Origin of the sequence: Bacillus sp. EU52, assembly GCF_037964975.1 — a bacterium.
Taxonomy (GTDB): Bacteria; Bacillota; Bacilli; order Bacillales; family Bacillaceae; genus Bacillus; species Bacillus subtilis.
Genome location: NZ_CP150177.1, coordinates 445,175 through 468,937 on the forward strand (window position 1 = coordinate 445,175; position 23,763 = coordinate 468,937).

Genomic DNA, 23,763 nt, shown 5'->3' on the forward strand with positions numbered 1-23,763 from the left:
TCACGGGCTTTTTTTACTATCTCGCAATCTAGTATAATAGAAAGCGCTTACGAAAACAGGGGGAGGAGAATGACGATGAAACAATTCGAGATTGCGGCAATACCGGGAGACGGAGTAGGAAAAGAGGTTGTAGCGGCTGCTGAGAAAGTGCTTCATACAGCCGCTGAGGTACACGGAGGTTTGTCATTCTCATTCACGGCTTTTCCATGGAGCTGTGATTATTACTTGGAGCACGGCAAAATGATGCCCGAAGATGGAATACATACGCTTACTCAATTTGAAGCGGTTTTTTTGGGAGCCGTCGGAAATCCGAAGCTGGTTCCCGATCATATATCGTTATGGGGACTGCTGCTGAAAATCCGGAGGGAGCTTGAGCTTTCCATTAATATGAGACCCGCCAAACAAATGGCAGGCATTACGTCGCCGCTTCTGCATCCAAATGATTTTGACTTCGTGGTGATTCGCGAGAACAGTGAAGGTGAATACAGTGAAGTCGGCGGGCGCATTCACAGAGGCGATGATGAAATCGCCATCCAGAATGCCGTGTTTACGAGAAAAGCGACAGAACGTGTCATGCGCTTTGCCTTCGAATTGGCAAAAAAACGGCGCAGCCATGTGACAAGCGCCACAAAGTCTAACGGCATTTATCACGCGATGCCGTTTTGGGATGAAGTCTTTCAGCAGACAGCAGCTGATTATAGCGAAATCGAAACATCATCTCAGCATATTGATGCGCTGGCCGCTTTTTTTGTGACGCGTCCGGAAACGTTTGATGTCATTGTGGCGAGCAACTTGTTCGGTGATATTTTAACCGACATCAGCTCAAGCCTGATGGGAAGCATCGGCATTGCGCCTTCTGCTAACATCAATCCATCCGGCAAATATCCGTCCATGTTTGAACCGGTTCACGGCTCAGCTCCTGACATTGCCGGACAGGGCCTTGCCAATCCGATCGGCCAGATTTGGACAGCGAAGCTGATGCTAGACCACTTCGGAGAGGAAGAGCTGGGGGCGAACATTCTGGATGTAATGGAGCAAGTGACTGCCGACGGCATCAAAACACGCGACATTGGGGGACAAAGCACAACGGCTGAGGTCACTGATGAAATCTGTTCGCGCTTAAGAAAGCTCTGATGAATCAGGCCGGTGGCAGATGGCTGCCTCGGCCTGTCCATTTCCTTACGAAAATTTCCACGAAAGTCTAACCAAGCAGATCCAAATGCTGTATAATAATTTGGAATTCTTAGGAAAGCATCGGGTGAAGGAAGTTGAATGCAAAAACAATCACGTTAAAGAAAAAAAGAAAAATCAAAACGATCGTTGCACTCAGTATCATTATGATCGCAGCTCTCATTTTTACGATTAGATTGGTGTTTTACAAGCCTTTTCTTATTGAAGGATCATCAATGGCCCCAACGCTTAAAGACTCAGAAAGAATTCTGGTTGATAAAGCAGTCAAATGGATTGGCGGGTTTCACAGAGGCGACATCATAGTCATTCATGACAAAAAGAGCGGCCGCTCATTTGTCAAACGTTTAATCGGTTTGCCTGGTGACAGCATTAAAATGAAAAATGATCAGCTATACATAAATGATAAAAAGGTGGAAGAACCATACTTAAAGGAATATAAACAGGAGGTCAAAGAGTCGGGTGTAACCTTAACAGGTGACTTCGAAGTTGAGGTTCCTTCCGGTAAATATTTTGTGATGGGAGATAACCGTCTCAATTCACTGGATAGCAGAAACGGAATGGGCATGCCTTCTGAAGACGATATCATCGGTACTGAATCTCTCGTCTTTTATCCATTCGGTGAGATGAGACAGGCAAAATAAAATGCAATGCAAAAAGAACATGGAACATGACGGCACCGATAATAAAGCGCCGTGCACGTTTAAAAAAATGATGATGAAACGGTGCGGAGCCGGCTTTCCGCCCCGTTTTTTATGATAGAAAGCGTTTTGAAGAAAAGGGCCCTGTTGAAATAAACAGAATCAGGATTGGCGAAGCCGTGAAGCGCATCGAATTGATAAATCTCAAGATGGGTATGCTGTTTTTCCCGCAATTTTTTGATAAGAAGCGCTACGTCAAACGACGGCTCATAATTAGGGAAAAACAATAGGACCGGGCAGGCTGGCACGTGATGAAGAGAGTCGCGTATCCGGGAACCGTAATAACAAACCGATCCGCTCACCTCAGGCATACTGCTGCATTTCCATGCGATAGTAGCCCCCACGCTGAATCCAATCACAAAGATGTGCCGTCCGGCGTTTTGCCTGATCACATTCTGGATGATGGTTTCTCCCGTTTTCAGCCGTTCGTGTTTTGTAAATTGTTCGTATGCCGTTTTTTCTTCTTGCAGTGTGTAGACTTCATTCTCGCCGAGCAGGTTGGGCGTCAACACATCATATCCAGCCATTTTGATCAGCCGGCCCATCTTTTTCATATGGCTGTTTACACCGTATATTTCGTGTACGAGAATGACAAGCGGTTTTGGGGACATAACGGCCTCCTTTTGTGTTTTTTCCATTATATCCTATCGTTTCACTTTAGGCTGAGATATAATGGTCAAAAAAGGAGATATAAAATGAACTCATTATCTTTGCCTCACCGCTATCCATTTTTGTTTATTGATGGCGTGACGGATAGCGAGCCCGGCAAACATGCGGCAGCTTATAAGCTGATTAGTGAGAACGACTGGTTTATCACTGATACGCAAACAGAAATGCCGTTTTCACTTGTGATTGAAGCGCTTGCGCAAACCGCGGCTTTTACAGGAATTACAGATGAGAACAGCTTGGGATTATTGACTTCGGTGAAGAAAGCGGAAAAGCTGGGAGAAGCTGTGCCTGGTGACCGGCTTGATCTTACGTTTGAAGTCACGCGCAATCGGCGCGGGTTTGTGTTCGGACATGCCAAGGCATCAGTTGGAGAGCAGCCTGTTGCTGAAGCTGAAATCGGCATCTATATTGAAAAATGAAAAAAACCCTTCACAACATTTTGTGAGGGGTTCTATTTTGTGTCGTAATCCCGTTCGCTTTGAGAGTTATCTCTTTGCTGGCGTTTGTGTTTTTCATCATTCATATTTTCCTTCAGCTCTTCATTAGGAATCGGATCGGTTAAGTCGTTGTGCTCGGGGTTTTCATTTGGTTTGTTTTGCTGTTTTCTTTCTGTCATGTTTGATCACCTCACCGTTTGTTTTCCTCTTATCCGTTCTCCTCAAACATAGGAAATCGCTTTTTTGTCCCGCTGGGTATAATGTATTAGAATAGAGAGAAGCACAACAAAAAGATAAAGAGAGGTACATATATGTCTGTTCAAAGAGAAGATGTAGATATCAAGCTGATCGCAATTGATATGGATGGTACACTGCTGAACGACGAGCAGCTGATCTCGGATGAAAACCGCAAAGCCATTCGTGAAGCGGAGGATAAAGGTGTGTATGTGGTGATCAGCACGGGCCGGACGCTGATGACGTGCCGGGAGCTGGCGGAATCGCTAAAGCTGTCATCCTTTCTAATCACGGCAAACGGCAGTGAAATTTGGGATTCGAATTTTAATTTGGTGGAACGGAAGCTGCTTCATACGGACCATATTCAAATGATGTGGGATTTGCGGAATAAGCACAACACTAATTTCTGGGCTTCTACGGTGAATAAAGTATGGAGAGGCGAGTTTCCGGAAAACATTACGGATCATGAATGGCTCAAATTCGGCTTTGACATCGAGGATGACGATATCCGAAACGAAGTGCTTGAGGAGCTGAGAAAAAACAAAGAGCTCGAAATCACAAATTCAAGTCCGACAAACATTGAAGTCAACGCGCTTGGCATCAACAAAGCTGCAGCCCTTGCCAAGGTTACGGAAAAACTCGGCTTTACAATGGAGAATGTGATGGCGATGGGCGACAGCCTTAATGACATTGCGATGATCAAAGAAGCGGGTCTTGGCGTCGCAATGGGCAATGCGCAAGACATCGTAAAAGAAACGGCTGATTATATCACGGATACAAATATTGAGGATGGTGTCGCTAAAGCGATTCGCCATTGGGTACTATAAAAAAAGAGAGTCCTAAGATGGACTCTCTTTTTTAGTTTGGCAGGTTTTCTTCTGGGACCATGGTAGGTTTTCTGACAAAAGTATTTCACAAACAGATATGATTCACTTATAATGAAATAAAGTTCAAAAATTCGGAATAGTCGTTCCGGATTTCGGGACAATAAATGACATAAAGCATATCGTTTGCTTTGGCAGGAGGGATTCTGTGTTTCAGATTGATTTAAACTGTGATTTAGGAGAAAGCTTCGGAGCCTACAAGATAGGCCTTGACCAAGATATTTTAGAGTATGTGACATCAGCGAATATCGCATGCGGATTTCATGCAGGAGATCCTAGTGTTATGCGAAAAACCGTCGCGCTTGCAGCAGAAAGAGGCGTGAAAATGGGTGCGCATCCGGGCTTGCCGGATTTACTCGGTTTTGGGCGCCGCAATATGGCGATTTCTCCTGAGGAAGCGTATGATCTTGTCGTTTATCAAATTGGCGCGCTCTCTGGCTTTCTAAAAGCAGAGGGACTTCACATGCAGCACGTCAAGCCGCATGGCGCTTTATACAATATGGCGGCAGTCGATCAAAAACTGTCGGATGCTATCGCGAAAGCTGTCTATAAGGTTGATCCAGGCCTGATTCTTTTCGGTCTTGCTGAGAGCGAGCTTGTAAAAGCGGGAGAACGGATCGGACTTCAGACCGCAAATGAAGTGTTCGCCGACAGAACATACCAATCGGACGGCACGCTGACACCGCGCTCCCAGCCGGACGCACTCATTGAAAGTGATGATGCCGCCGTCACCCAGGTCATCAAAATGGTGAAAGAAGGGGCGGTCAAATCTCAGCAAGGACATGATGTGTCATTAAAAGCAGATACAGTCTGCATTCATGGAGATGGAGCCCATGCGCTGACATTTGCGCAAAAAATCAGAAAACAGCTCAAAGCGGCTGGAATTGAAGTGACAGCTATTTCAGAACAGAGGTCAACATAAAGGAGGAACAATAGATGGAGCAGCAGAAAAAGACAGCAGGAAAAAAAGCGGGCAGCTGGTCATTGCTGATGGGCGCCGCCTTTTTAATGGCGACATCAGCAATCGGACCGGGTTTCCTCACCCAAACCGCAACATTCACAAACACACTCGCAGCAAGCTTCGGTTTTGTCATCTTAATCTCTATTATTTTAGATATTTTCGCCCAAACCAATGTGTGGCGCATCATCGCAGTTTCTGGAAAACGAGGTCAGGAAATTGCGAATATGGTGCTTCCCGGACTGGGGTATTTCATCGCCATTCTCGTCGTGCTTGGCGGACTAGCTTTTAATATTGGGAATATCGGAGGGGCCGGGCTGGGACTTCAGGTGCTGTTCGGCATTACACCTGAAACAGGCGCTTTAATCAGTGCCGTTATCGCCATTTTGATTTTTGTCATCAAGGAAGCAGGAAAAGCGATGGACCGTTTTACGCAAATCGCGGGGTTCGTGATGATTATTTTAACGGTCTACGTTGCGGCGACGACAGCTCCTCCGGTCGGACAGGCAGTCGCAAATACATTCGTCCCGGAACACATCAGCATATTTGCCATTGTCACCCTAGTGGGCGGAACCGTCGGCGGTTATATCACATTTGCCGGGGGACACCGTTTGCTTGATGCCGGAATTAAAGGAAAGGAATCCATTCCGCAGGTGACAAAAAGCTCGGTTGTCGGCATTTTAATTACATCTGTCATGCGTATCGCTCTTTTTCTTGCGGTTCTAGGCGTTGTATCGAAAGGGCTGCACATCGATGAAAGCAACCCGGCGGCTTCTGTCTTCAAGCTGGCTGCTGGAAATGTTGGTTATAAAATTTTCGGATTGATCATGTGGTCTGCGGCGATTACGTCTGTTATTGGAGCAGCCTATACATCTGTTTCATTTTTCAAGACCTTTTCTCCAAAAATTGAAAAGAATTCACGCGGTATTATTATCGGATTTATTGTGGTTTCTACGTTAGCTTTTGTCACAATCGGCCAGCCTGCGAAGATCCTCGTCCTTGTCGGTTCACTGAACGGCTTAATTCTGCCGATTGCGCTCGGAACGCTGCTTGTTGCCGCCTACAAGAAAAACATTGTCGGTGATTATAAGCATCCGCTTTGGCTGACAAGCACAGGCGCGCTTGTAGTGATTGTAATGGCAGTTATGGGAATCTACACGTTATGTACACAACTTCCTCAATTGTGGAGCTGATATAAGTGGAGCAATTAAACAAAATGGCGCCGAAGGATGTACGCGCCCTGATACGAGAGGGGAAAATAAACGGGCCGACCGCAGGCATGTCCGGCGGCTACGCCCAAGCGAATCTTGTGGTTTTGAAAAAGGACCTTGCTTTTGATTTTCTGCTGTTTTGCCAGCGAAATCAAAAGCCCTGCCCCGTGCTGGATGTGACTGAAGCAGGTTCGCCTGTGCCGTCTCTGGCTGCGCCGGATGCTGATATCAGAACGGACTTTCCGAAATACCGTATTTACAGGCACGGTATCTTATCGGAAGAAGTATCTGATATTACGCCATACTGGGAGGACGATTTTGTCGGCTTTCTGATCGGATGCAGTTTCTCCTTTGAACAGGCACTGATCAATAATGGGATAGCTGTCCGGCATATTGATGAGGGGACAAACGTCTCGATGTATAAAACGAATATCGATTGTGTTCCGGCGGGGGCGTTTCACGGACAGATGGTTGTCAGCATGAGACCGGTTCCTGAACGGCTGGCTGTACGTGCCGCGCAAGTGACCTCGCGTTTTCCGGCTGTGCACGGAGGGCCGATCCATATCGGCAATCCGGGAGCAATCGGGATTCGCGATCTCGGGAAACCGGATTTCGGAGATGCCGTTCCCATTCGAGAAGGCGAGGTTCCTGTTTTTTGGGCATGCGGAGTGACACCGCAAGCCGTGGCTATGAATGTAAAACCTGAAATGGTCATCACACATGCGCCGGGGCATATGCTCATCACAGATATTCGAGACGAGTCGCTTGCGGTGCTGTAACCTCTCGTCATCCTGATGAACGAGAATTAAAAGAGGTGAGAAAGATGACTGTACGATATCAAATCGAACAGCTCGGTGATTCTGCAATGATGATCCGATTCGGAGAAGAAATCAATGAACAGGTCAACGGCATTGTCCATGCCGCGGCCGCTTATATAGAAGAACAGCCATTTCCGGGATTCATTGAATGTATCCCAGCTTTTACAAGTCTAACCGTATTTTATGATATGTATGAAGTGTACAAGCATTTGCCTCAAGGCATAAGCTCACCTTTTGAGAAGGTCAAGCGCGATGTCGAAGAGCGCCTGGCAGAAATAGCCGAAGACTATGAGGTCAACCGCCGTATTGTAGAAATTCCCGTCTGCTATGGCGGTGAATTTGGTCCGGATTTAGAAGAGGTGGCGAAGATCAATCAGCTGTCACCGGAGGAAGTAATCGACATTCATACAAACGGTGAATATGTGGTGTATATGCTTGGCTTCGCGCCCGGTTTTCCTTTTCTAGGCGGGATGTCAAAACGCATTGCAGCTCCGAGAAAATCATCGCCAAGACCGTCGATTCCCGCAGGTTCGGTCGGTATTGCGGGATTGCAGACAGGCGTTTACCCGATTTCAACGCCGGGCGGCTGGCAGCTGATCGGCAAAACGCCGCTGGCTCTTTTCCGGCCGCAGGAAAACCCGCCGACATTGCTGCGGGCGGGAGATACTGTGAAATTCGTTCGCATCTCAGAAAAAGACTATCACGCCTATAAGGAGGAGTCCAATTGAGCATGAAAGTATTAAAGCCCGGACTGCTCACAACGGTTCAGGATATAGGCAGAACGGGTTACCAAAAATACGGCGTTCTGGCCAGCGGCGCTATGGACACGGTATCACTGCGCATTGCCAATCTGTTGATAGGAAACGGCGAAAATGAAGCAGGTCTCGAAATAACGATGATGGGGCCCGGTCCGTCGTTTCATTTTTCAAAACAGACACTGATTGCTGTGACAGGGGCGGACTTCACGCTGCGTATTAATGACGAGGAAGCGCCTTTATGGAAGCCTGTGCTCATCAAGGAAAACAGCACAGTCAGCTTTGGCCCCTGCAAACTCGGCAGCCGTGCTTATTTGGCGGCAGCCGGCGGCATTGAGGTGCCTGCCGTCATGGAAAGTAAAAGCACATACGTCAGAGGAAGCATCGGCGGACTTCATGGCAGAGCGCTTCAAAAAGAAGATGAACTGAACATTGGAGAGATGTCAGCTCTTTCGCAAACCATCCTTTCCCGCTTAAGTTCGCAGCTTGGAAAACAGGGATTTGCAGCACCGAAGTGGTCAGTCAGCCGCGGCAGATTTCTGCCATTGAAGAAGAATCCCGTCATTCGGGTGCTGGAAGGAAAGCAATTTGCCTTTTTCACAGAAGAATCAAAAACGCGTTTTTATGAAGAAGCATTTCGTGTCACGCCGCAGTCTGACCGTATGGGCTACAGGCTCAAAGGAGAACCGCTCGAACTGAAGGCCCCGCTTGAGATGGTGTCGGAAGCGGTTTCATTCGGAACAGTTCAGGTGCCGCCTGACGGCAACCCGATTATCCTGCTTGCAGACCGGCAGACGACTGGCGGCTATCCGAGGATCGCGCACATCATATCCGCTGATCTTCCGATTGTTTCCCAAATCATGCCGGGTGAGCACGTCCAGTTTGAACCTGTGTCCCTTCAGGAGGCAGAAGCGCTTGCGGTAGAACGGGAACAGCATATAAAAGAACTGAAAACGAGAATGAAGATGGAATGGCTGACATAGCAAAGGGGATGAATGATGCAGAATAAAAATAAAACCGTAGTCAAATCTATGGCGCTGCTCAATTTGTTTTTGCATAAACCAAGCCTAACCTTAAGTGAACTGGTGGCGCTGACAGGAATGCCGAAGACCTCTGTTCACCGGATGGTCAGCTCTTTGGAGGAAATGGGGTTCCTCAGTCGGGATGCGTCCGGCGCTTATTCGCTGGGATTGGTGTTTTTGGAATTCGGACAGCTTGTCGCTGACAGGCTGGATATCAGAAAAATAGCGAAACCGGTGATGGAAGAGCTGTGCCGGGAAGTGGATGAGGCCGTGCAGTTGATCATGAGAGACGGCAATGAAGCGATATACGTTGAGAAAATAGAAGGGACACAGACTGTGCGGCTGTATACGGCGATCGGCAGGCGTTCCCCCCTATACGCGGGAGCGTGCGCCAGAAGCATTCTGTCCTTTCTTCCCCGTGAAGAAATCGAAGCATACATCAAACAAACCGAGCTCATTTCGATTGGCTCCGGAACGATTACCGATCCCGAAAAACTGCTTCAGGAGATTGATGCCTCTGTGCAAAATGGCTATACTGTCAGCTATTCAGAGCTCGAAAACTATACGGCGGCGATCGGCGCCCCGATCTTTAACCATAAGCGCCAAGTGGCAGCCGGCATTAGCATTGCAGGCTTTGAAGCGAGATTTACAGAAGACAGGCTGCCCTATTTAACAGAAAAGGTGAAGGACGCCGCTTTACAGATTTCAAGAAAAATAGGATATACATAAGTAGCCAATCTTTTCTCTGCTGCGTACATTAACGTATCGACGTTCAAGAGTGGAGGAAAGAACATGGTGCTTCGATATACAGCTCTGGGCGATTCCTTGACGACAGGGAGAGGCTCCGGGCTGTTTTCACCCGGCTTCGTCCAGCGTTTTGGGGACATGATGGAAGCTGACTTGAAAACAAGAACGGCAATAAACATATTTGCCAGATCAGGCCTGAATACAGAAGAGATTTTGGGACTCCTGTCATATCCCTATGTGCAAAAATGCATTCGAGATGCTGATATGATAACGATCACAGGTTGCGGAAACGATCTCATCGATTCGGTCTTAGCCTACCAAACCTCTAAGGATGAAACGATTTTCAGCCGTGTATCCGCCCATTGCCATGAGAATTTTGAAAAGATGATTGCCGAAATCGCCGAGATTAAAGGAGAAAATCCTTCCCCGTACGCCATTCGTGTGTTCAACTTATACAATCCGTTTCCCGAAATTGATATCGCCGGCAAATGGATCACTTCGTTTAATTCACATTTAGAAACACTTGCATCAGCACCCCATGTCAAAATCGCGGATGCCTATAGCATCTTCAAAGGCAAAGAACAGGAATATCTGTCCTTTGACGGTGTCCATCCGAACAGCAAAGGCTATCAAGCGATGGCTGAAGCCGTTCACAAGCTAGGCTATAAAGAATTATCAGTTTCATAGAAAACGCGCCTCATGACAGGCGCGTTTTTTATGTGTGATCGAAATATTAAAAGAAACTTAAAATTCTCTGTCTTCTGTTCTACAGACAAACAAAGTGCGCTAGAATAATGGAGGGCGTAGGCAAATATAGCCATAACGTTCAATATTTCGTATATAAGGAAGGATGGTCCTTTTGTTTCGGATTTTTAAAATGTCTTTTGCGGTTATCATTATTATACTGGCGCTTATTGCTTTTAACTATACGGAACACACCTCTGTTATCCAATCGGTCATGCTCGTCTTTCTTGGTGCGGTCATGTTTATGCAGGGGCTTGAAGAACGCAAAAAAGAAAATGACGGTTCAGGCGCTTTTAATATTTATACCGCCGTTTTTGTATGGTCTGTCTCCCTTATCGGTTTTACACTTCATATTATATAAATCTATTACACATCCTGAAAATGCTCGACCGTCGGGAACGGGGTATAGAACCGATGAAGCAAGGCTTTCCACTCTTGATACTCTGAAGAACCGCGAAAGCCTTCCGTATGGTCCTCAAGTGTTTCCCACTCCACAAGAAGCAGATATTTATGCGTTTCCTCCATGCATTTTGATAATGAGTGAGTGATATAGCCCTTCATGCCGGAAATAATCGGCGCCGCTTGCCGGAATGCATCCTCAAACTCTTGTTCAAGGCCTTCTTTAATGTGAAGCATTGCTGCCTCTCTGACCATGCTATCCCTTCTTTCTGTCTTTTCAAATAGTCTACAGCAAACGATAGGAGATTTCTGCAAAATCGGTGAACTTTTCCTTCATTTTCAAAAAAATCTTGCACGCACCAATTCAATTAAGAGAAAATAACAAGTGGAAGGCAGGGGAAAGTCATGTTAAAAAAGTGTATTCTACTAGTATTTCTATGCGTCGGATTGATTGGGTTAATCGGATGCTCCAAAACAGATTCACCAGAGGATCGCATGGAAGCATTCGTGAAACAGTGGAACGATCAGCAATTCGATGACATGTATCAAAGCCTGACTAAAGATGTCAAAAAAGAAATCTCCAAAAAAGATTTCGTCAACAGGTATAAAGCCATCTATGAGCAGGCTGGCGTAAAAAATTTGAAAGTCACTGCGGGAGAAGTAGATAAGGACGATCAAGACAACAAGACAATGAAACATATCCCGTATAAAGTCAGCATGAACACAAATGCCGGCAAAGTCAGCTTCAAGAATACTGCTGTGCTGAAATTAGAAAAAACAGATGACGAGGAGTCATGGAATATAGATTGGGACCCATCGTTTATTTTCGAGCAGCTGGCTGACGACAAAACCGTGCAAATTATGAGCATTGAACCGAAACGAGGCCAAATTTACGATAAAAATGGAAAAGGTTTAGCTGTCAATACAGATGTTCCGGAAATTGGAATTGTTCCCGGAGAGCTTGGCGATAAAAAAGAGAAAGTTATAAAAGAACTCGCCAAAAAACTTGATTTGACTGAAGACGACATCAAGAAAAAGCTGGATCAAGGCTGGGTAAAAGACGATTCGTTTGTGCCGCTCAAAAAGGTCAAGCCTGACCAGGAGAAATTAGTTTCTGAAGCGACGTCATTACAAGGCGTAACAAGAACGAATGTCAGCTCCCGCTACTATCCGTATGGCGAAAAGACAGCCCATTTGACAGGCTATGTCCGCGCCATTACAGCGGAAGAACTGAAGAAAAAGAAAGAAGGAACGTACAGCGATACGTCTAACATCGGTATCGCCGGACTTGAAAATGTGTATGAAGACAAGCTAAGAGGCACAACTGGCTGGAAAATCTACGTGCCGCAAACCGGGGAAGTCATCGCTGAAAAGAAAGCAAAGGACGGCGAGGATCTTCACCTCACAATTGATATCAAAACGCAAACGAAGCTGTATGATGAACTGAAGGATGACAGCGGGGCGGCAGTCGCGCTGCAGCCGAAGACAGGCGAAACACTCGCCCTTGTCAGCGCGCCTTCCTACGATCCAAACGGATTTATTTTCGGCTGGAGCGATAAGGAATGGAAAAAGCTAAACAAAGATAAAAACAATCCGTTTTCAGCGAAATTCAATAAGACATACGCGCCAGGTTCTACCATTAAACCGATTGCGGCTGCTATTGGAATCAAAAACGGCACCCTTAAAGCCGATGAGAAGAAAACAATCAAAGGCAAGGAGTGGCAAAAAGATTCGAGCTGGGGCGGCTATTCAGTGACACGTGTGTCTGAGAGACTTCAACAAGTCGATTTGGAAAACGCCCTTATTACGTCAGACAATATTTATTTTGCCCAGAATGCGCTTGATATGGGAGCGGACACCTTCACAAAAGGCTTAAAAACATTCGGTTTTTCAGAGGACGTTCCGTATGAATTCCCGATCCAGAAATCGTCTATTGCAAATGACAAGCTTGATTCAGACATTTTGCTTGCGGATACAGGCTACGGACAAGGGCAAATGCAAATGTCTCCGCTTCACTTGGCAACTGCTTACACGCCATTTGTTGACAATGGAGACCTTGTCAAACCGACGCTGATCAAAAAAGATTCACAAACAGCTGATGTTTGGCACAAGCAAGTGGTCACGAAGGAAGGGGCGGCAGACATTACAAAAGGTCTGAAAGGCGTTGTGGAAGATGAGCGCGGATCAGCGTATCAGCCTGTCGTAAAAGGAATCACAGTGGCCGGGAAAACAGGAACAGCCGAGCTGAAAACATCAAAAGATGATAAAGACGGCACGGAAAATGGCTGGTTTGTCGGCTACGATTACAAAAACAAAGACCTGCTTGTCGCCATGATGATCCAAAATGTGCAGGACCGCGGCGGCAGCCACTATGTCGTTGAGAAAGCGAAAAAGCAATTTCAATCGAATTAAAATGTCTTTTTAAAAGGAGCGAAAGGAAAAAGGGGATCTGAGGCCGAATGAACTAGTAAGGGGCAAAACCCGGTTTATACAAAGAAAAGAGGGATTTTGCATGCAGCGTATTCAATTGGCGGAGGATCTTCAATTTTCAAGAGTCATACACGGGCTTTGGCGGCTGAATGAATGGAACTATTCAGATGCTGAACTTCTGAGCCTCATTGAATGGTGTATCGATCACGGCATCACGACCTTTGATCATGCGGATATTTATGGAGGCTATACGTGCGAAAAGCTGTTTGGAAACGCCCTTGCCCTTTCGCCTGGATTAAGAGAAAACGTAGAGCTGGTCACAAAATGCGGCATCGTTCTTGAATCGCCTGAACGGCCTGCTCACAGATCGCATCATTATAACACAAGCAAATCGCATATTTTGGCTTCTGTTGAGCAATCGCTTATGAACCTTAGGACGGATTATATCGATGTGCTGTTGATTCACAGACCGGACCCGCTCATGGATCCGGAGGGAGTAGCAGAGGCGTTTCAGGCCTTGAAATGCTCTGGCAAGGTCAGGTACTTTGGCGTTTCAAATTTTAAAGATCACCAGTATCGGATGCTGGAAACGTATCTGCCTGAGAAGCTTGTGACCAACCAGATTGAGCTTTCCGCATACGAATTAGAAAATATGCTCGACGGCACTTTGAACCTGTGCCAGGAAAAACGGATTCCGCCGATGGCTTGGTCGCCTCTGGCAGGCGGCAAAGTTTTCACTGGTGACACGGAAAAAGACCGGCGTGTCCGCACGGCGCTTGAATCCGTTCAAGCAGAGATTGGCGCCGCTTCATTGGGCGAGGTCATGTACGCATGGCTGTTCACGCATCCGGCCGGCATTATGCCGATTGTCGGAAGCGGAAAGCGCGAGCGGATTTCCGCCGCGATAAATGCGTTGTCATACAAGCTTGACCAGGATCAATGGTTCCGCATTTTTACAGCCGTACAGGGTTACGATATTCCATAAAAAGCATCAGCTTACCAGCTGATGCTTTTTCAATATTGTCACACCGCATAGTGCCAAATTACCATTTATAAGTGATTGATTCTTTCTTGAAAGCGTTTTATATTAAAAGGAAACCTCTCTATATCCTCTACTGCATCTCCTTGCGACTTCATCCGCACATCAAGATTGGCTAGGAGGTCTTTTTTATGTATATGACTGCCAGAGAACAAAAGCTGTTAAAGCACTTATTATTACAAAACAGATATATAACCGTAACTGAGCTTGCTGAGCTGATGCAAGTCAGCACGAGAACCATTCACAGGGAACTCAAATCAATTAAACCGCTGATGGAAACCGTGGGGCTTACGTTAGATAAACAGCCCGGTAAAGGGTTGAAAGCAGTGGGAAGTCCCGAGGATAAACAAAAGCTGCTTACTGATTTATCATATGAACAGCATGAATACAGCGCCGACGAACGGAAACTGCTCATTCTTTGTTCGTTATTAGAGTCTCAGGAGCCCGTCAAACTGTACACTCTTGCTCATGATCTCCAGGTGACGAATGCCACGGTCAGCTATGACTTAGATGAGCTCGAGAAGTGGATTTCTCCCTTCGGACTGACACTGATCCGCAAAAGAGGTTTTGGCATCCAGCTTATAGGGCCGGAGAATGCGAAACGGAAAATTGTCGGCAACTTGATTGTGAACCGTCTCGACATCCAAATGTTTTTGGAAGCGGTTGAATTAAACATCAAAGGAAAAGCCGATTCTTCAGAGAAAATGTTCGGGGTTGTCAGCAAAGGTGAGCTGTTAAAAATGGAGCGCATCTTATTTCAGCTCAAAGAAAAAATCGCTTTTTCATTGTCCGATAGCTCCTATATAGCGCTCGTCGTCCATCTGACGTATGCGATCGAACGAATTAAGCTTGGGGAAACTATTACCATGGAGCAAAATGAGTTTGAGGAACTGAAGAATGCGAAAGAATACAGTTCGGCTCTTGAAATCGCGGGCGAGCTTGAACGTGCCTTCGGCGTGACGATTCCAGAGGCGGAGGTCGGCTATATTACAATCCACCTTCGAAGCGCTAATCGAAAATACAAAACAGAATACAAAGCGCAGGAAATTGAGCTGGAAACAGCCCTGCAAACAAAGCGGCTCATTGCTTTTATTTCAGACAAAATCAGAATGGATCTGACGAAAAACTACTCTTTATATGAAGGCTTGATTGCCCATTTGGAGCCGGCCGTCAGCCGCATAAAAGAAAATATTGAGATATACAATCCGATGAAGGAACAGATCAAGCGCGATTATTTTCTGCTTTATATGGCGATCGAAGAAGGCGTCGAAAAGTATTTTCCGGGCATGTCCTTTTCTGATGATGAAATCGCTTTTATCGTTCTTCACTTTGGCTCGGCTCTTGAAATCAAAAAAGAAGAAGCAAAAGTGAAAGCGCTTGTCGTCTGCTCAAGCGGGATCGGCTCCTCGAAAATGCTTGCCTCCAGACTGAAAAAAGAGCTGCCGGAAATTGAATCGTTTGATATGTCATCCCTGATCGAGCTAAAGGGGAAGGATGTTCAAGCCTATGATATGATTGTGTCCACTGTACCGATTCCTTATGAAAACATTGATTACATCATGGTCAGCCCGCTATTAAATGAGGAAGACGCAAACCAGGTCAAGCAGTATATCAAGCGGAAGATCCCCCTTATTCTTAACAAAAAAAGAAGCCCGAAGGAAGAGGCGCAGCAAGCTGATGTACCTGACATGCTGGAGGCGGCGGAAAGCATAGGGCGGTATATGGAAGTTATCCAAGATGTTCTGCGCCATTTTACGCTAGCTCAACTCCAAACAAACCCGGACCATAGCATGCTTCTGCTAGAGCTTTTTCAACAGCTGAAGAAGGATGGCCTGATCCGTGATCCGGAAAAAGCCGCGGTTTGCCTGGCTGAGCGGGAGAAACAAGGGGGATTGGGAATCCCCGGAACAAACATGGCGCTTTATCATCTCAAAAATGATGAAATCGTCCTGCCTTTTTTCAAAATGTTTGATCTCAGCACCCCCTATGAAGTGGATGGCATGGACGGAAATACCCTCAGGATGACACGCATCCTCGTCATGATGGCGCCTAGCTCATTATCCGCTGAAGGGTCGGAGATTTTAAGCGCGATCAGCTCGGCAATTATCGAGAGCGGAGAAAGCATGGCGGGGTTTCAGGAAGAAGGAGAACAAGAATTGTATCAGCGGTTAAACCGCATATTTTTCACATGGATGAAAGAAAAAAACATACTGTAAACCTGCATGGCACACGTCAAAAATTTGGCGTGTGTTTTTCTGTGGAGGGGGAACAAAATAAGAAAATGTGGGACTATTTTATCATTCAGTATTGGAATAATTCCAAAATGAAATAGTTTTACAAGTTATCTTTTTTGGGTTAAAATGGGTGAGGTAAGGAAGAAAATCTAACAAATTATTGAAGATTCAAGAGAATATAGGAGATGACGATATGGAAACATTACAGCATCTGATTCTGCATGACATGCCGAATAGCGAAGAAATAGAGGCTGTAAAAAGCGGAGACCATACACTGACATATAAAGGTTACCGTAAACGGATTAATCAGCTGGCGAATGCCATGCTTCAAAAAGGAATTCAAAAGGGCGACCGTGTTGCATTGCTTTGCAAAAACGGCCATCCCGCCTCAACTGTTATGTTCGCCGCACTTGAAATAGGTGCTGTTGTCGTACCTGTCAGCTGGCAGCTGAAACCATATGAAATGACAGGCATTTTAAAAGCAAGTGAACCGAAAGCGATGTTTTACGGAGCGGAGTTTAAAGAGATACTGGATGAAGTTCTTCCTGAATTGTCCTCACTGTGTGTAACAATGGAAACAGGAACAGCTTACGAAACATCTGCTGAATTTGAAGCGCTGTTTGCAGGTCCTGATCATTTGCCAGAGACGGAAATGGTTTCACCTGATGATACAGCACTTCTGATGTTTACATCTGGAACAACGGGAAACCCGAAAAGATGCATGATTACACATGGCGGCATATACAGATATGTTAAAAAATCCAACAGCTCAATAGCACGCATGAAGGGCCTTCGTTTTCTCGCGTGCCATCCGATTTATCATACGAGTGCGCTCATTTGCATCATGCTTGGAACGTTTGCAGAAACAACCTTTGTGTTTACAAAGGATCAAGATCCTGTTCACATGCTGAAGGTCATTGAAGAAGAGAAGATTCAGACCGTGATGGCTCTTCCTGTGTTCTACACGTATTTGCTTGAGGCGTGGGAAAAGCACCAAACTGACTTATCTTCGCTTGTTATTTTAATGACAGGCGGAACAAAAGTGCCGAGCAGCCTAATACGCCGCTATCTTGATATTGGCATTCCGCTTGCGCATGGCTATGGAAGTACTGAGGCTTGGGGCATCAGCACATGGACGCCTGATATGGGAATGGATAAAGCGGCATCTGCAGGAAAACCTGTGGCAGGTGTTAAAGTCAAAGTGGAAGATCCTCTGACCGGAGAAGAACTTCCTCAAGGAGAAATCGGCGAAATCGTTGTTCATACTCCATTCTTATTTAAAGGCTATGAAGACAATCCTGAAGCAACAGCGAAAGTGCTGCAAAACGGATGGTTTAGAACCGGAGATTCAGGATATGTGGATGAAGATGGCTTTATTTTCATCACGGGACGCTACAAGGATGTCATTATTTACGGAGGCGATAACGTCTATCCTGATCAGGTTGAAGAAGTTATCCAGCAGATCCCGGGAATCCTTGAAACGGCTGTGGTCGGTATTCCTGACCCGCTTTACGGTGAAAAACCGAAAGCTTTTATCGTGAAAAATGGCGGCCAGCGCATCACGGTAGAGGATGTCATCGCATTTTGTAAAGAACGCCTGTCCGCTTACAAAATACCTGAAGTTGAATTTGTTAACGAACTGCCGAAAAACAACCTTGGCAAGGTGAAAAAAGACGTCCTGCGCAATCAGGCTGTACATTCATAAAAGAAGAAGCCCGTCCACTTTATGTGGCGGGCTTCTTTGCAGTTGCACAGACGGAAAGCTCAGGCTTAATGTTCTTAAATTGTATATCAGTGTCTTCGAAGCCGGCTGCTTTAAAGTCAGCAATCATCTGTCTTCCAAATGATTTGGTTTTCTCAGGACTGGCATCCGCTTCCCGCGGCTGCATCGTAATGGCTGCTTTGCCGCCTGGCTTTAATGCCCGATAAATCTGTTTCATGCCTTTTGTTTGGTTATTCCAAATGGTGTAGTTGTTAACGGAAATCACTTTATCATAAAACGAGGCGGGGAGAGGAAATGTCTCGATGCTTCCTTGTATCAGGCGCACACCCTTGGATTTCACTCTGCGGGCGGCCAGCTTCAGCATGGCCTCTGACACATCAATCCCATGAAGCTGAACATCCTTCTCGCGTTTCAGCACCTGCTCTATGCAGTATCCCGGGCCAAACCCGACTTCTAAAATGCTGTCCCCGCGCGTGATACCCAGCTGATTGATTGTCCACTGATTCAGTGTTTGATTTTCAGCAGCCATGATGTACCCGGCAATCATGCCGATGACGCCCTTTGGCCTGCTGAATCTTCTAGAAAGCATGTTAATCATTCAGCAACCAACCCCCTTTTTGAGTTATTTCCTCCAAGCGTTCCATGTGAAACATTTTTCTGATAAAGCAATGCGAAGGTGCCAAGCCATGTTTATCCAAAGAGTGTGTGAGGTACACAACAAATAGACATGAAAACAAAGGAGGAGAATCATCATGGCAAATTATCCAAAAGAACTGCCGGCACAAACTCAAAGTCGCCAGCCGGGAATTGAAAGCGAAATGAATCCGAGTCCGGTGTATGAGTACGAGGATTATAAAGGAGCAGACAAATTAAAAGGAAAAGTAGCTCTTATTACAGGCGGCGACAGCGGGATCGGACGCGCGGTTTCCGTCGCTTATGCAAAGGAAGACGCAGACATCGCCATTGTGTATAAGGATGAGCATGAAGACGCTGAGGAGACGAAGAAACGTGTTGAACAAGAAGGCGTAAAATGCCTGCTGATTACTGGTGACGTAGGTGAAGAGGAATTCTGCAATGAAGCGGTTGAAAAAACGGTCAAGGAACTAGGCGGCCTTGACATCCTTGTCAACAATGCAGGTGAACAGCATCCGAAGGAAAGCATCAAAGAGATTACGAGCGAACAGCTTCACCGCACATTCAAAACAAACTTTTATTCTCAATTTTATTTGACTAAAAAAGCAATTGATTACCTGAAACCGGGCAGCGCCATCATCAATACGACATCCATCAACCCGTACGTAGGGAACCCGACACTGATTGATTATACAGCGACAAAAGGGGCGATCAACGCCTTTACAAGAACAATGGCGCAGGCGCTTGTTAAAGACGGCATCCGTGTAAATGCAGTCGCGCCGGGTCCAATCTGGACGCCACTAATCCCAGCTACGTTCCCTGAAGAAACAGTTGCTCAATTTGGGCAAGATACGCCGATGGGCCGTCCTGGACAGCCTGTTGAGCACGTCGGCTGTTATGTGCTTCTGGCATCAGATGAGTCCTCTTACATGACAGGACAGACCCTGCATGTCAACGGCGGAAACTTTGTGACGACATAAGAGGGAGTGAGACATATGGGCATCACGAAAGAAGAAGTGAACAGCTACTATCAAAAAGCAGGGATTGTATTAACGGACGAGGAAGTAGACCAAATCCAGCTGATGGATTACGGCTTAGGAAAAGAAAGAAAAGTCGGGCTCCAGCTCTTCGTCTACGTCAATACAGACCGTTATTGTTCAAAGGAATTGGTGCTGTTTCCGGGACAGACTTGCCCGGAACACCGCCATCCGCCGGTCGACGGCCAGGAAGGCAAGCAGGAGACCTTCCGCTGCCGCTACGGAAAAGTGTATCTTTACGTAGAAGGAGAAAAAACGCCGCTTCCAAAAGTTCTCCCTCCTCAGGAAGACAGAGAACACTATACGGTCTGGCACGAAATTGAGCTAGAACCGGGCGGGCAATATACAATCCCCCCGAATACAAAGCATTGGTTCCAGGCCGGGGAAGAAGGTGCCGTCGTGACGGAAATGTCATCGACGAGCACGGATAAACATGATATCTTTACCGATCCAAGAATATAAGGATGAGGCTTAGCAGCCCATCCTTTTTTGTATTGAAAAAAACAGAATCATCGATATAATGGGTAAAAAAGGAAAGAGGGCGAAGCGATGTTCACTTGCAAGGTAAATGAGCACATCACCATCCGATTATTGGAGCCGAATGATGCGGAGCGGCTGGCCGACCTCATTATCCAAAATCAGCAGCGGCTCAGCCAGTGGCTGTTTTGGGCGGAAAATCCAAGCAGCGCTGACACGTACAGAGAAACCATCATTCCAGAATGGCGGCATCAGTATGCCGACCTGAACGGCATTGAGGCGGGGCTCCTTTATGACGGCAGCCTATGCGGCATGATCAGCCTGCATAACCTTGATCAAGTGAATCGTAAGGCGGAAATCGGATATTGGATTGCCAAAGAATTTGAAGGGAAAGGCATTATTACAGCTGCCTGCCGAAAACTCATTACGTATGCTTTTGAAGAGCTTGAGCTGAATCGTGTGGCGATCTGTGCGGCTGTCGGAAACGAAAAAAGCAGAGCGGTTCCGGAGCGGCTCGGGTTTCTAGAGGAAGGAAGGGCACGGGATGGCTTATACGTAAACGGCAGGCATCACGACCTCGTCTACTACAGTCTGTTAAAGCGTGAATGGGAAGGCGATAAATAAAGAGCACACTTTCTTGTTTAAATCTTCCCCGGATGTGGAAAAGTAACAGCGGAGACGTTAAAAAGGAGTGATTCGAGATGAATCAGCAAGACATTAAACAAAAAGTGCTTGATGTTCTAGATCACCATAAAGTAGGTTCGCTCGCAACAGTTCAAAAGGGCAAACCGCATTCCCGCTACATGACTTTTTTCCATGACGGGCTGACGATTTACACACCGACAAGCAAGGAAACTCATAAAGCAGAAGAAATTGAGAACAACCCCAATGTCCACATTTTATTAGGCTATGATTGTGAAGGTTTTGGCGACGCATATGTCGAAGTTGCCGGAAAAGCCAAAATCAACAATTCGGCAGAACTCAAGGACAAAATATGGAGTTCCAAATTAGAGCGCTGGTTTGACGGCAAGGATGATCCGAATCTGGTGATTCTTGAAATTGAACCGGAGGATATCAGATTAATGAATGCCGGGGAGAAAACACCGGTCTCACTCAAACTATAAAAAATTTGTGTTTTCAGGGGCGATATGTTATTATGAATAGCTAGTAAGAAAAATAAGCAAATAAAAAAGAAAGTAAACTTCTTTTTTCTGTTTTGAGAGAGAAGCTTACCGCTTCCCAAGCAGCATAACCAGCTGCCCTTATTCTTTTCCTTCATAACAAATCGCCCCTAACGATGAGATGGAAAAAAGACTTTTTTGTTTTACAATTCACACCGGCGCGGCTTCGGAGCCGCAGTGACGATTGAGAGGTAGGGCTTTCGTTGTCTTGTGTTCAAGAAATTTCCATGGTGTTTACTTTCCAGAATGATTCTTCGGAACAATGCTTTATGAATCTAACCCGCCTGACTTGGCGGATGATATAATCTTTATTTGCGTATAGAAAAGAATAAGACAAACCGCCCGGCGTACGCCGGACGGTTTTTTTATTGCAAAAAACACATCGTACTGAAACCTCCTTGTCTTCTTTCCAGTCTTATCTCTAGGATGAAATTGGAGGAAGAATAACGTGCATGTCATTACAACACAAGTACTTTTTATTTTTTGTTTTTTATTGCTGATTCACTCGATAGAAACCTTAGCCTATGCCACAAGGCTTTCCGGAGCCCGCGTTGGATTTATTGCGTCCGCGCTTTCTCTGTTTAATGTCATGGTCATCGTATCCAGAATGTCGAACATGGTGCAGCAGCCCTTTACTGGGCATTTAATTGATGATGCTGGAAAAAACGCACTGGCGATTGTAGGGGAGCAGTTCCGCTTTTTAATTTTCGGATCGACAGTCGGCACCATTTTGGGCATTATCCTGCTCCCGTCTTTTGTCGCTCTTTTTTCACGGGCGATTATTCACTTGGCGGGCGGCGGCGGCTCTGTTTTTCAAGTATTCCGAAAGGGATTCTCGAAACAAGGATTCAAAAATGCCCTTTCCTATTTACGTCTGCCGTCCATTTCATATGTAAAAGGATTTCATATGCGCTTGATTCCGAAGCGTTTGTTTGTCATCAACATGCTGATCACATCGATTTATACGATTGGTGTGCTTTCGGCTTTATACGCAGGCCTTTTGGCGCCGGAGCGCAGCACGACAGCCGTCATGGCTTCAGGTTTGATCAACGGAATTGCGACGATGCTGCTGGCCATTTTTGTTGATCCTAAAGTATCCGTTCTAGCTGATGATGTGGCAAAAGGAAAACGAAGCTATCTCTATTTAAAATGGACCTCTGTCACAATGGTCACATCAAGGGTGGCGGGCACACTCCTCGCCCAGCTCATGTTTATTCCGGGGGCCTACTATATCGCGTGGCTGACAAAGTGGTTTTAATAAAAAAGGCTGGATCATAAAAATCCAGCCTTTTTTGCGTTCCCTTATTTATATTTCCTTAATCCGCGGTCGTACAAAAAATTTCCGAATGGGACGAAAGCGGCGATGAAGCCGGCAGCTGACCATTTCAGCGGCCATTTGACAGAGAAGGTTGCATAAGCCAAGACAAGCAAATACAAAATGAACAACCCGCCGTGAACCGAACCGACAATTGTCACCGCAAGCGGAAGGCCTGCCCAATATTTAAGCGGCATAGCGATGAACAGCAGGATTAAGAGTGACATTCCTTCAATAAAACCCATCGTGCGAAGTCTTCCAATCGGCGTGTGCAGCATAAATCGCCCTCCTTGTGGACACGTTTTCATTTTATACTATAAACAATCCGGAGGGGCATATGACAGCTTTCAAAAAATGTTCGGAAAACATTCATTTTTACATGCCTTTTCTAGGGAACTGTACTTGTCATTTACAAAAATACCCGAGATAATGTGTACAAAATCAAAAAAGAAGGATGTTGAAATGAAACTTGACCAGATTGATCTGAATATCATTGAGGAGCTGAAGAAGGACAGCCGTTTGTCGATGAGGGAATTAGGCAGAAAAATTAAGCTGTCGCCTCCATCTGTAACAGAACGGGTAAGACAGCTTGAATCGTTTGGCATCATTAAGCAATACACGCTGGAGGTCGACCAGAAAAAACTGGGGCTTCCCGTTTCCTGCATTGTAGAAGCAACCGTTAAAAACGCGGATTACGAGCGGTTCAAAAGCTATATTCAAACATTGCCGAATATTGAATTTTGCTACCGGATTGCGGGTGCAGCCTGCTATATGCTGAAAATCAATGCCGAAAGCCTCGAAGCGGTAGAAGATTTCATTAACAAAACATCGCCCTACGCGCAAACCGTCACTCACGTCATTTTCTCAGAAATTGACACGAAAAACGGGCGCGGTTAGAGAGTGCCGCGTGAAGTCTGTTATAATAAC

At 46.0% G+C, this 23,763-nt stretch carries 27 protein-coding genes; 22 read left to right on the forward strand and 5 right to left on the reverse strand.

Features of this window, described 5'->3' with window-relative positions; genetic code table 11:
* Positions 1-69 precede the first annotated feature (69 nt).
* Entirely contained in the window at positions 70-1,134 is a 1,065-nt protein-coding gene (locus tag NSU05_RS02270) for a tartrate dehydrogenase (protein WP_082098067.1), read from the forward strand.
* A 134-nt stretch (positions 1,135-1,268) separates the two neighbouring features.
* Complete coding sequence (gene lepB, locus NSU05_RS02275) at positions 1,269-1,832, forward strand: signal peptidase I (RefSeq protein ID WP_038428365.1); 564 nt, start codon at positions 1,269-1,271, stop codon at positions 1,830-1,832.
* Between the two features lie 59 nt (positions 1,833-1,891).
* On the opposite strand, the gene NSU05_RS02280 is transcribed toward lepB, so the two are convergent.
* Positions 1,892-2,500, reverse strand: coding sequence for a dienelactone hydrolase family protein (locus NSU05_RS02280; protein ID WP_029726564.1), 609 nt, complete (start codon positions 2,498-2,500; stop codon positions 1,892-1,894).
* Between the two features lie 84 nt (positions 2,501-2,584).
* Here NSU05_RS02280 and NSU05_RS02285 point away from each other — a divergent pair, with 84 nt between their 5' ends.
* Positions 2,585-2,977, forward strand: a complete 393-nt coding sequence (locus NSU05_RS02285; protein ID WP_015252806.1) for a 3-hydroxyacyl-ACP dehydratase FabZ family protein — start codon at positions 2,585-2,587, stop codon at positions 2,975-2,977.
* Positions 2,978-3,009: 32 nt separating this feature from the next.
* Here NSU05_RS02285 and NSU05_RS02290 read toward each other — a convergent pair whose 3' ends face one another.
* On the reverse strand, positions 3,010-3,174 hold the full coding sequence (locus NSU05_RS02290) for a hypothetical protein (RefSeq protein WP_032678934.1): 165 nt from the start codon (positions 3,172-3,174) through the stop codon (positions 3,010-3,012).
* A gap of 132 nt (positions 3,175-3,306) precedes the next feature.
* Between NSU05_RS02290 and NSU05_RS02295 the strand changes: the two genes are divergently transcribed.
* The 9 genes from NSU05_RS02295 to NSU05_RS02335 all read left to right on the forward strand — a co-directional run bounded on the left by NSU05_RS02295 (position 3,307) and on the right by NSU05_RS02335 (position 10,729).
* Positions 3,307-4,056: a phosphoglycolate phosphatase gene (locus tag NSU05_RS02295; RefSeq protein WP_003234424.1), complete on the forward strand. Its 750-nt coding sequence runs from the start codon at positions 3,307-3,309 to the stop codon at positions 4,054-4,056.
* A gap of 205 nt (positions 4,057-4,261) precedes the next feature.
* Entirely contained in the window at positions 4,262-5,035 is a 774-nt protein-coding gene (gene pxpA / locus NSU05_RS02300) for a 5-oxoprolinase subunit PpxA (RefSeq protein ID WP_003234423.1), read from the forward strand.
* Positions 5,036-5,049: 14 nt separating this feature from the next.
* Positions 5,050-6,264, forward strand: coding sequence for an NRAMP family divalent metal transporter (locus NSU05_RS02305; RefSeq protein WP_003234422.1), 1,215 nt, complete (start codon positions 5,050-5,052; stop codon positions 6,262-6,264).
* Positions 6,265-6,287: 23 nt separating this feature from the next.
* Positions 6,288-7,061, forward strand: a complete 774-nt coding sequence (locus tag NSU05_RS02310; RefSeq protein ID WP_082098088.1) for a putative hydro-lyase — start codon at positions 6,288-6,290, stop codon at positions 7,059-7,061.
* A 44-nt stretch (positions 7,062-7,105) separates the two neighbouring features.
* Positions 7,106-7,828: a 5-oxoprolinase subunit B gene (pxpB, locus tag NSU05_RS02315; protein ID WP_014475832.1), complete on the forward strand. Its 723-nt coding sequence runs from the start codon at positions 7,106-7,108 to the stop codon at positions 7,826-7,828.
* Between the two features lie 2 nt (positions 7,829-7,830).
* On the forward strand, positions 7,831-8,838 hold the full coding sequence (pxpC, locus tag NSU05_RS02320; protein ID WP_003234419.1) for a 5-oxoprolinase subunit PxpC: 1,008 nt from the start codon (positions 7,831-7,833) through the stop codon (positions 8,836-8,838).
* 15 nt (positions 8,839-8,853) lie between these two features.
* The gene (locus NSU05_RS02325; RefSeq protein WP_014475834.1) at positions 8,854-9,606 is read left to right on the forward strand and encodes an IclR family transcriptional regulator; all 753 of its coding nucleotides are present in this window, start codon (positions 8,854-8,856) and stop codon (positions 9,604-9,606) included.
* Between the two features lie 63 nt (positions 9,607-9,669).
* Complete coding sequence (gene lipC / locus NSU05_RS02330) at positions 9,670-10,311, forward strand: spore germination lipase LipC (RefSeq protein ID WP_033883701.1); 642 nt, start codon at positions 9,670-9,672, stop codon at positions 10,309-10,311.
* Positions 10,312-10,483: 172 nt separating this feature from the next.
* A complete protein-coding gene (locus tag NSU05_RS02335; protein ID WP_003240256.1) occupies positions 10,484-10,729 on the forward strand; it encodes a YczI family protein in 246 nt (81 codons plus the stop codon).
* A 5-nt stretch (positions 10,730-10,734) separates the two neighbouring features.
* Here NSU05_RS02335 and NSU05_RS02340 read toward each other — a convergent pair whose 3' ends face one another.
* Complete coding sequence (locus NSU05_RS02340) at positions 10,735-11,022, reverse strand: antibiotic biosynthesis monooxygenase (RefSeq protein ID WP_003234413.1); 288 nt, start codon at positions 11,020-11,022, stop codon at positions 10,735-10,737.
* Positions 11,023-11,172: 150 nt separating this feature from the next.
* Here NSU05_RS02340 and pbpC point away from each other — a divergent pair, with 150 nt between their 5' ends.
* From pbpC to NSU05_RS02360, 4 genes are all read left to right on the forward strand, one after another.
* Positions 11,173-13,179, forward strand: a complete 2,007-nt coding sequence (gene pbpC / locus NSU05_RS02345; RefSeq protein WP_033883702.1) for a penicillin-binding protein 3 — start codon at positions 11,173-11,175, stop codon at positions 13,177-13,179.
* Between the two features lie 100 nt (positions 13,180-13,279).
* Positions 13,280-14,182, forward strand: coding sequence for an aldo/keto reductase family oxidoreductase (locus NSU05_RS02350; protein ID WP_033883703.1), 903 nt, complete (start codon positions 13,280-13,282; stop codon positions 14,180-14,182).
* A 185-nt stretch (positions 14,183-14,367) separates the two neighbouring features.
* The gene (mtlR, locus tag NSU05_RS02355; protein ID WP_038428366.1) at positions 14,368-16,452 is read left to right on the forward strand and encodes a mannitol operon transcriptional activator MtlR; all 2,085 of its coding nucleotides are present in this window, start codon (positions 14,368-14,370) and stop codon (positions 16,450-16,452) included.
* A 211-nt stretch (positions 16,453-16,663) separates the two neighbouring features.
* The gene (locus NSU05_RS02360) at positions 16,664-18,175 is read left to right on the forward strand and encodes a class I adenylate-forming enzyme family protein (protein ID WP_038428367.1); all 1,512 of its coding nucleotides are present in this window, start codon (positions 16,664-16,666) and stop codon (positions 18,173-18,175) included.
* Positions 18,176-18,194: 19 nt separating this feature from the next.
* On the opposite strand, the gene NSU05_RS02365 is transcribed toward NSU05_RS02360, so the two are convergent.
* Entirely contained in the window at positions 18,195-18,791 is a 597-nt protein-coding gene (locus NSU05_RS02365) for a class I SAM-dependent methyltransferase (protein ID WP_038428368.1), read from the reverse strand.
* Between the two features lie 154 nt (positions 18,792-18,945).
* On the opposite strand from NSU05_RS02365, the gene NSU05_RS02370 reads away from it, so the two are divergent.
* The 5 genes from NSU05_RS02370 (at position 18,946) to amj (ending at position 22,779) form a co-directional block, all read left to right on the forward strand.
* Positions 18,946-19,806: an SDR family oxidoreductase gene (locus NSU05_RS02370; RefSeq protein ID WP_038428370.1), complete on the forward strand. Its 861-nt coding sequence runs from the start codon at positions 18,946-18,948 to the stop codon at positions 19,804-19,806.
* 15 nt (positions 19,807-19,821) lie between these two features.
* Positions 19,822-20,325, forward strand: a complete 504-nt coding sequence (gene lyxE / locus NSU05_RS02375) for a D-lyxose ketol-isomerase (protein WP_003234400.1) — start codon at positions 19,822-19,824, stop codon at positions 20,323-20,325.
* A gap of 87 nt (positions 20,326-20,412) precedes the next feature.
* A complete protein-coding gene (locus NSU05_RS02380) occupies positions 20,413-20,964 on the forward strand; it encodes a GNAT family protein (RefSeq protein ID WP_038428371.1) in 552 nt (183 codons plus the stop codon).
* Between the two features lie 77 nt (positions 20,965-21,041).
* Positions 21,042-21,464, forward strand: a complete 423-nt coding sequence (locus NSU05_RS02385; protein WP_015252796.1) for a pyridoxamine 5'-phosphate oxidase family protein — start codon at positions 21,042-21,044, stop codon at positions 21,462-21,464.
* 505 nt (positions 21,465-21,969) lie between these two features.
* Positions 21,970-22,779, forward strand: a complete 810-nt coding sequence (amj, locus tag NSU05_RS02390) for a lipid II flippase Amj (protein WP_015715258.1) — start codon at positions 21,970-21,972, stop codon at positions 22,777-22,779.
* Between the two features lie 44 nt (positions 22,780-22,823).
* On the opposite strand, the gene NSU05_RS02395 is transcribed toward amj, so the two are convergent.
* The gene (locus NSU05_RS02395; RefSeq protein ID WP_014475846.1) at positions 22,824-23,114 is read right to left on the reverse strand and encodes a DUF3817 domain-containing protein; all 291 of its coding nucleotides are present in this window, start codon (positions 23,112-23,114) and stop codon (positions 22,824-22,826) included.
* A 184-nt stretch (positions 23,115-23,298) separates the two neighbouring features.
* On the opposite strand from NSU05_RS02395, the gene lrpC reads away from it, so the two are divergent.
* Entirely contained in the window at positions 23,299-23,733 is a 435-nt protein-coding gene (lrpC, locus tag NSU05_RS02400) for a transcriptional regulator LrpC (RefSeq protein WP_003246585.1), read from the forward strand.
* Positions 23,734-23,763 lie beyond the last annotated feature (30 nt).

Excerpts from the sequence above, each read along its gene's own strand:
- NSU05_RS02270 (WP_082098067.1), top strand. The coding sequence starts at position 70 with ATGACGATGAAACAATTCGAGATTGCGGCAATACCGGGAGACGGAGTA.
- NSU05_RS02360 (WP_038428367.1), top strand. The coding sequence starts at position 16,664 with ATGGAAACATTACAGCATCTGATTCTGCATGACATGCCGAATAGCGAA.
- pxpC (WP_003234419.1), top strand. The coding sequence starts at position 7,831 with ATGAAAGTATTAAAGCCCGGACTGCTCACAACGGTTCAGGATATAGGC.
- NSU05_RS02365 (WP_038428368.1), bottom strand. The coding sequence starts at position 18,791 with ATGATTAACATGCTTTCTAGAAGATTCAGCAGGCCAAAGGGCGTCATC.
- NSU05_RS02370 (WP_038428370.1), top strand. The coding sequence starts at position 18,946 with ATGGCAAATTATCCAAAAGAACTGCCGGCACAAACTCAAAGTCGCCAG.
- NSU05_RS02385 (WP_015252796.1), top strand. The coding sequence starts at position 21,042 with ATGAATCAGCAAGACATTAAACAAAAAGTGCTTGATGTTCTAGATCAC.
- mtlR (WP_038428366.1), top strand. The coding sequence starts at position 14,368 with ATGTATATGACTGCCAGAGAACAAAAGCTGTTAAAGCACTTATTATTA.
- NSU05_RS02305 (WP_003234422.1), top strand. The coding sequence starts at position 5,050 with ATGGAGCAGCAGAAAAAGACAGCAGGAAAAAAAGCGGGCAGCTGGTCA.
- lrpC (WP_003246585.1), top strand. The coding sequence starts at position 23,299 with ATGAAACTTGACCAGATTGATCTGAATATCATTGAGGAGCTGAAGAAG.
- pbpC (WP_033883702.1), top strand. The coding sequence starts at position 11,173 with ATGTTAAAAAAGTGTATTCTACTAGTATTTCTATGCGTCGGATTGATT.
- NSU05_RS02350 (WP_033883703.1), top strand. The coding sequence starts at position 13,280 with ATGCAGCGTATTCAATTGGCGGAGGATCTTCAATTTTCAAGAGTCATA.
- NSU05_RS02380 (WP_038428371.1), top strand. The coding sequence starts at position 20,413 with ATGTTCACTTGCAAGGTAAATGAGCACATCACCATCCGATTATTGGAG.
- NSU05_RS02325 (WP_014475834.1), top strand. The coding sequence starts at position 8,854 with ATGCAGAATAAAAATAAAACCGTAGTCAAATCTATGGCGCTGCTCAAT.
- NSU05_RS02340 (WP_003234413.1), bottom strand. The coding sequence starts at position 11,022 with ATGGTCAGAGAGGCAGCAATGCTTCACATTAAAGAAGGCCTTGAACAA.
- NSU05_RS02285 (WP_015252806.1), top strand. The coding sequence starts at position 2,585 with ATGAACTCATTATCTTTGCCTCACCGCTATCCATTTTTGTTTATTGAT.
- NSU05_RS02280 (WP_029726564.1), bottom strand. The coding sequence starts at position 2,500 with ATGTCCCCAAAACCGCTTGTCATTCTCGTACACGAAATATACGGTGTA.
- NSU05_RS02310 (WP_082098088.1), top strand. The coding sequence starts at position 6,288 with ATGGCGCCGAAGGATGTACGCGCCCTGATACGAGAGGGGAAAATAAAC.
- lyxE (WP_003234400.1), top strand. The coding sequence starts at position 19,822 with ATGGGCATCACGAAAGAAGAAGTGAACAGCTACTATCAAAAAGCAGGG.
- NSU05_RS02290 (WP_032678934.1), bottom strand. The coding sequence starts at position 3,174 with ATGACAGAAAGAAAACAGCAAAACAAACCAAATGAAAACCCCGAGCAC.
- lipC (WP_033883701.1), top strand. The coding sequence starts at position 9,670 with ATGGTGCTTCGATATACAGCTCTGGGCGATTCCTTGACGACAGGGAGA.
- NSU05_RS02395 (WP_014475846.1), bottom strand. The coding sequence starts at position 23,114 with ATGCTGCACACGCCGATTGGAAGACTTCGCACGATGGGTTTTATTGAA.
- pxpB (WP_014475832.1), top strand. The coding sequence starts at position 7,106 with ATGACTGTACGATATCAAATCGAACAGCTCGGTGATTCTGCAATGATG.
- NSU05_RS02295 (WP_003234424.1), top strand. The coding sequence starts at position 3,307 with ATGTCTGTTCAAAGAGAAGATGTAGATATCAAGCTGATCGCAATTGAT.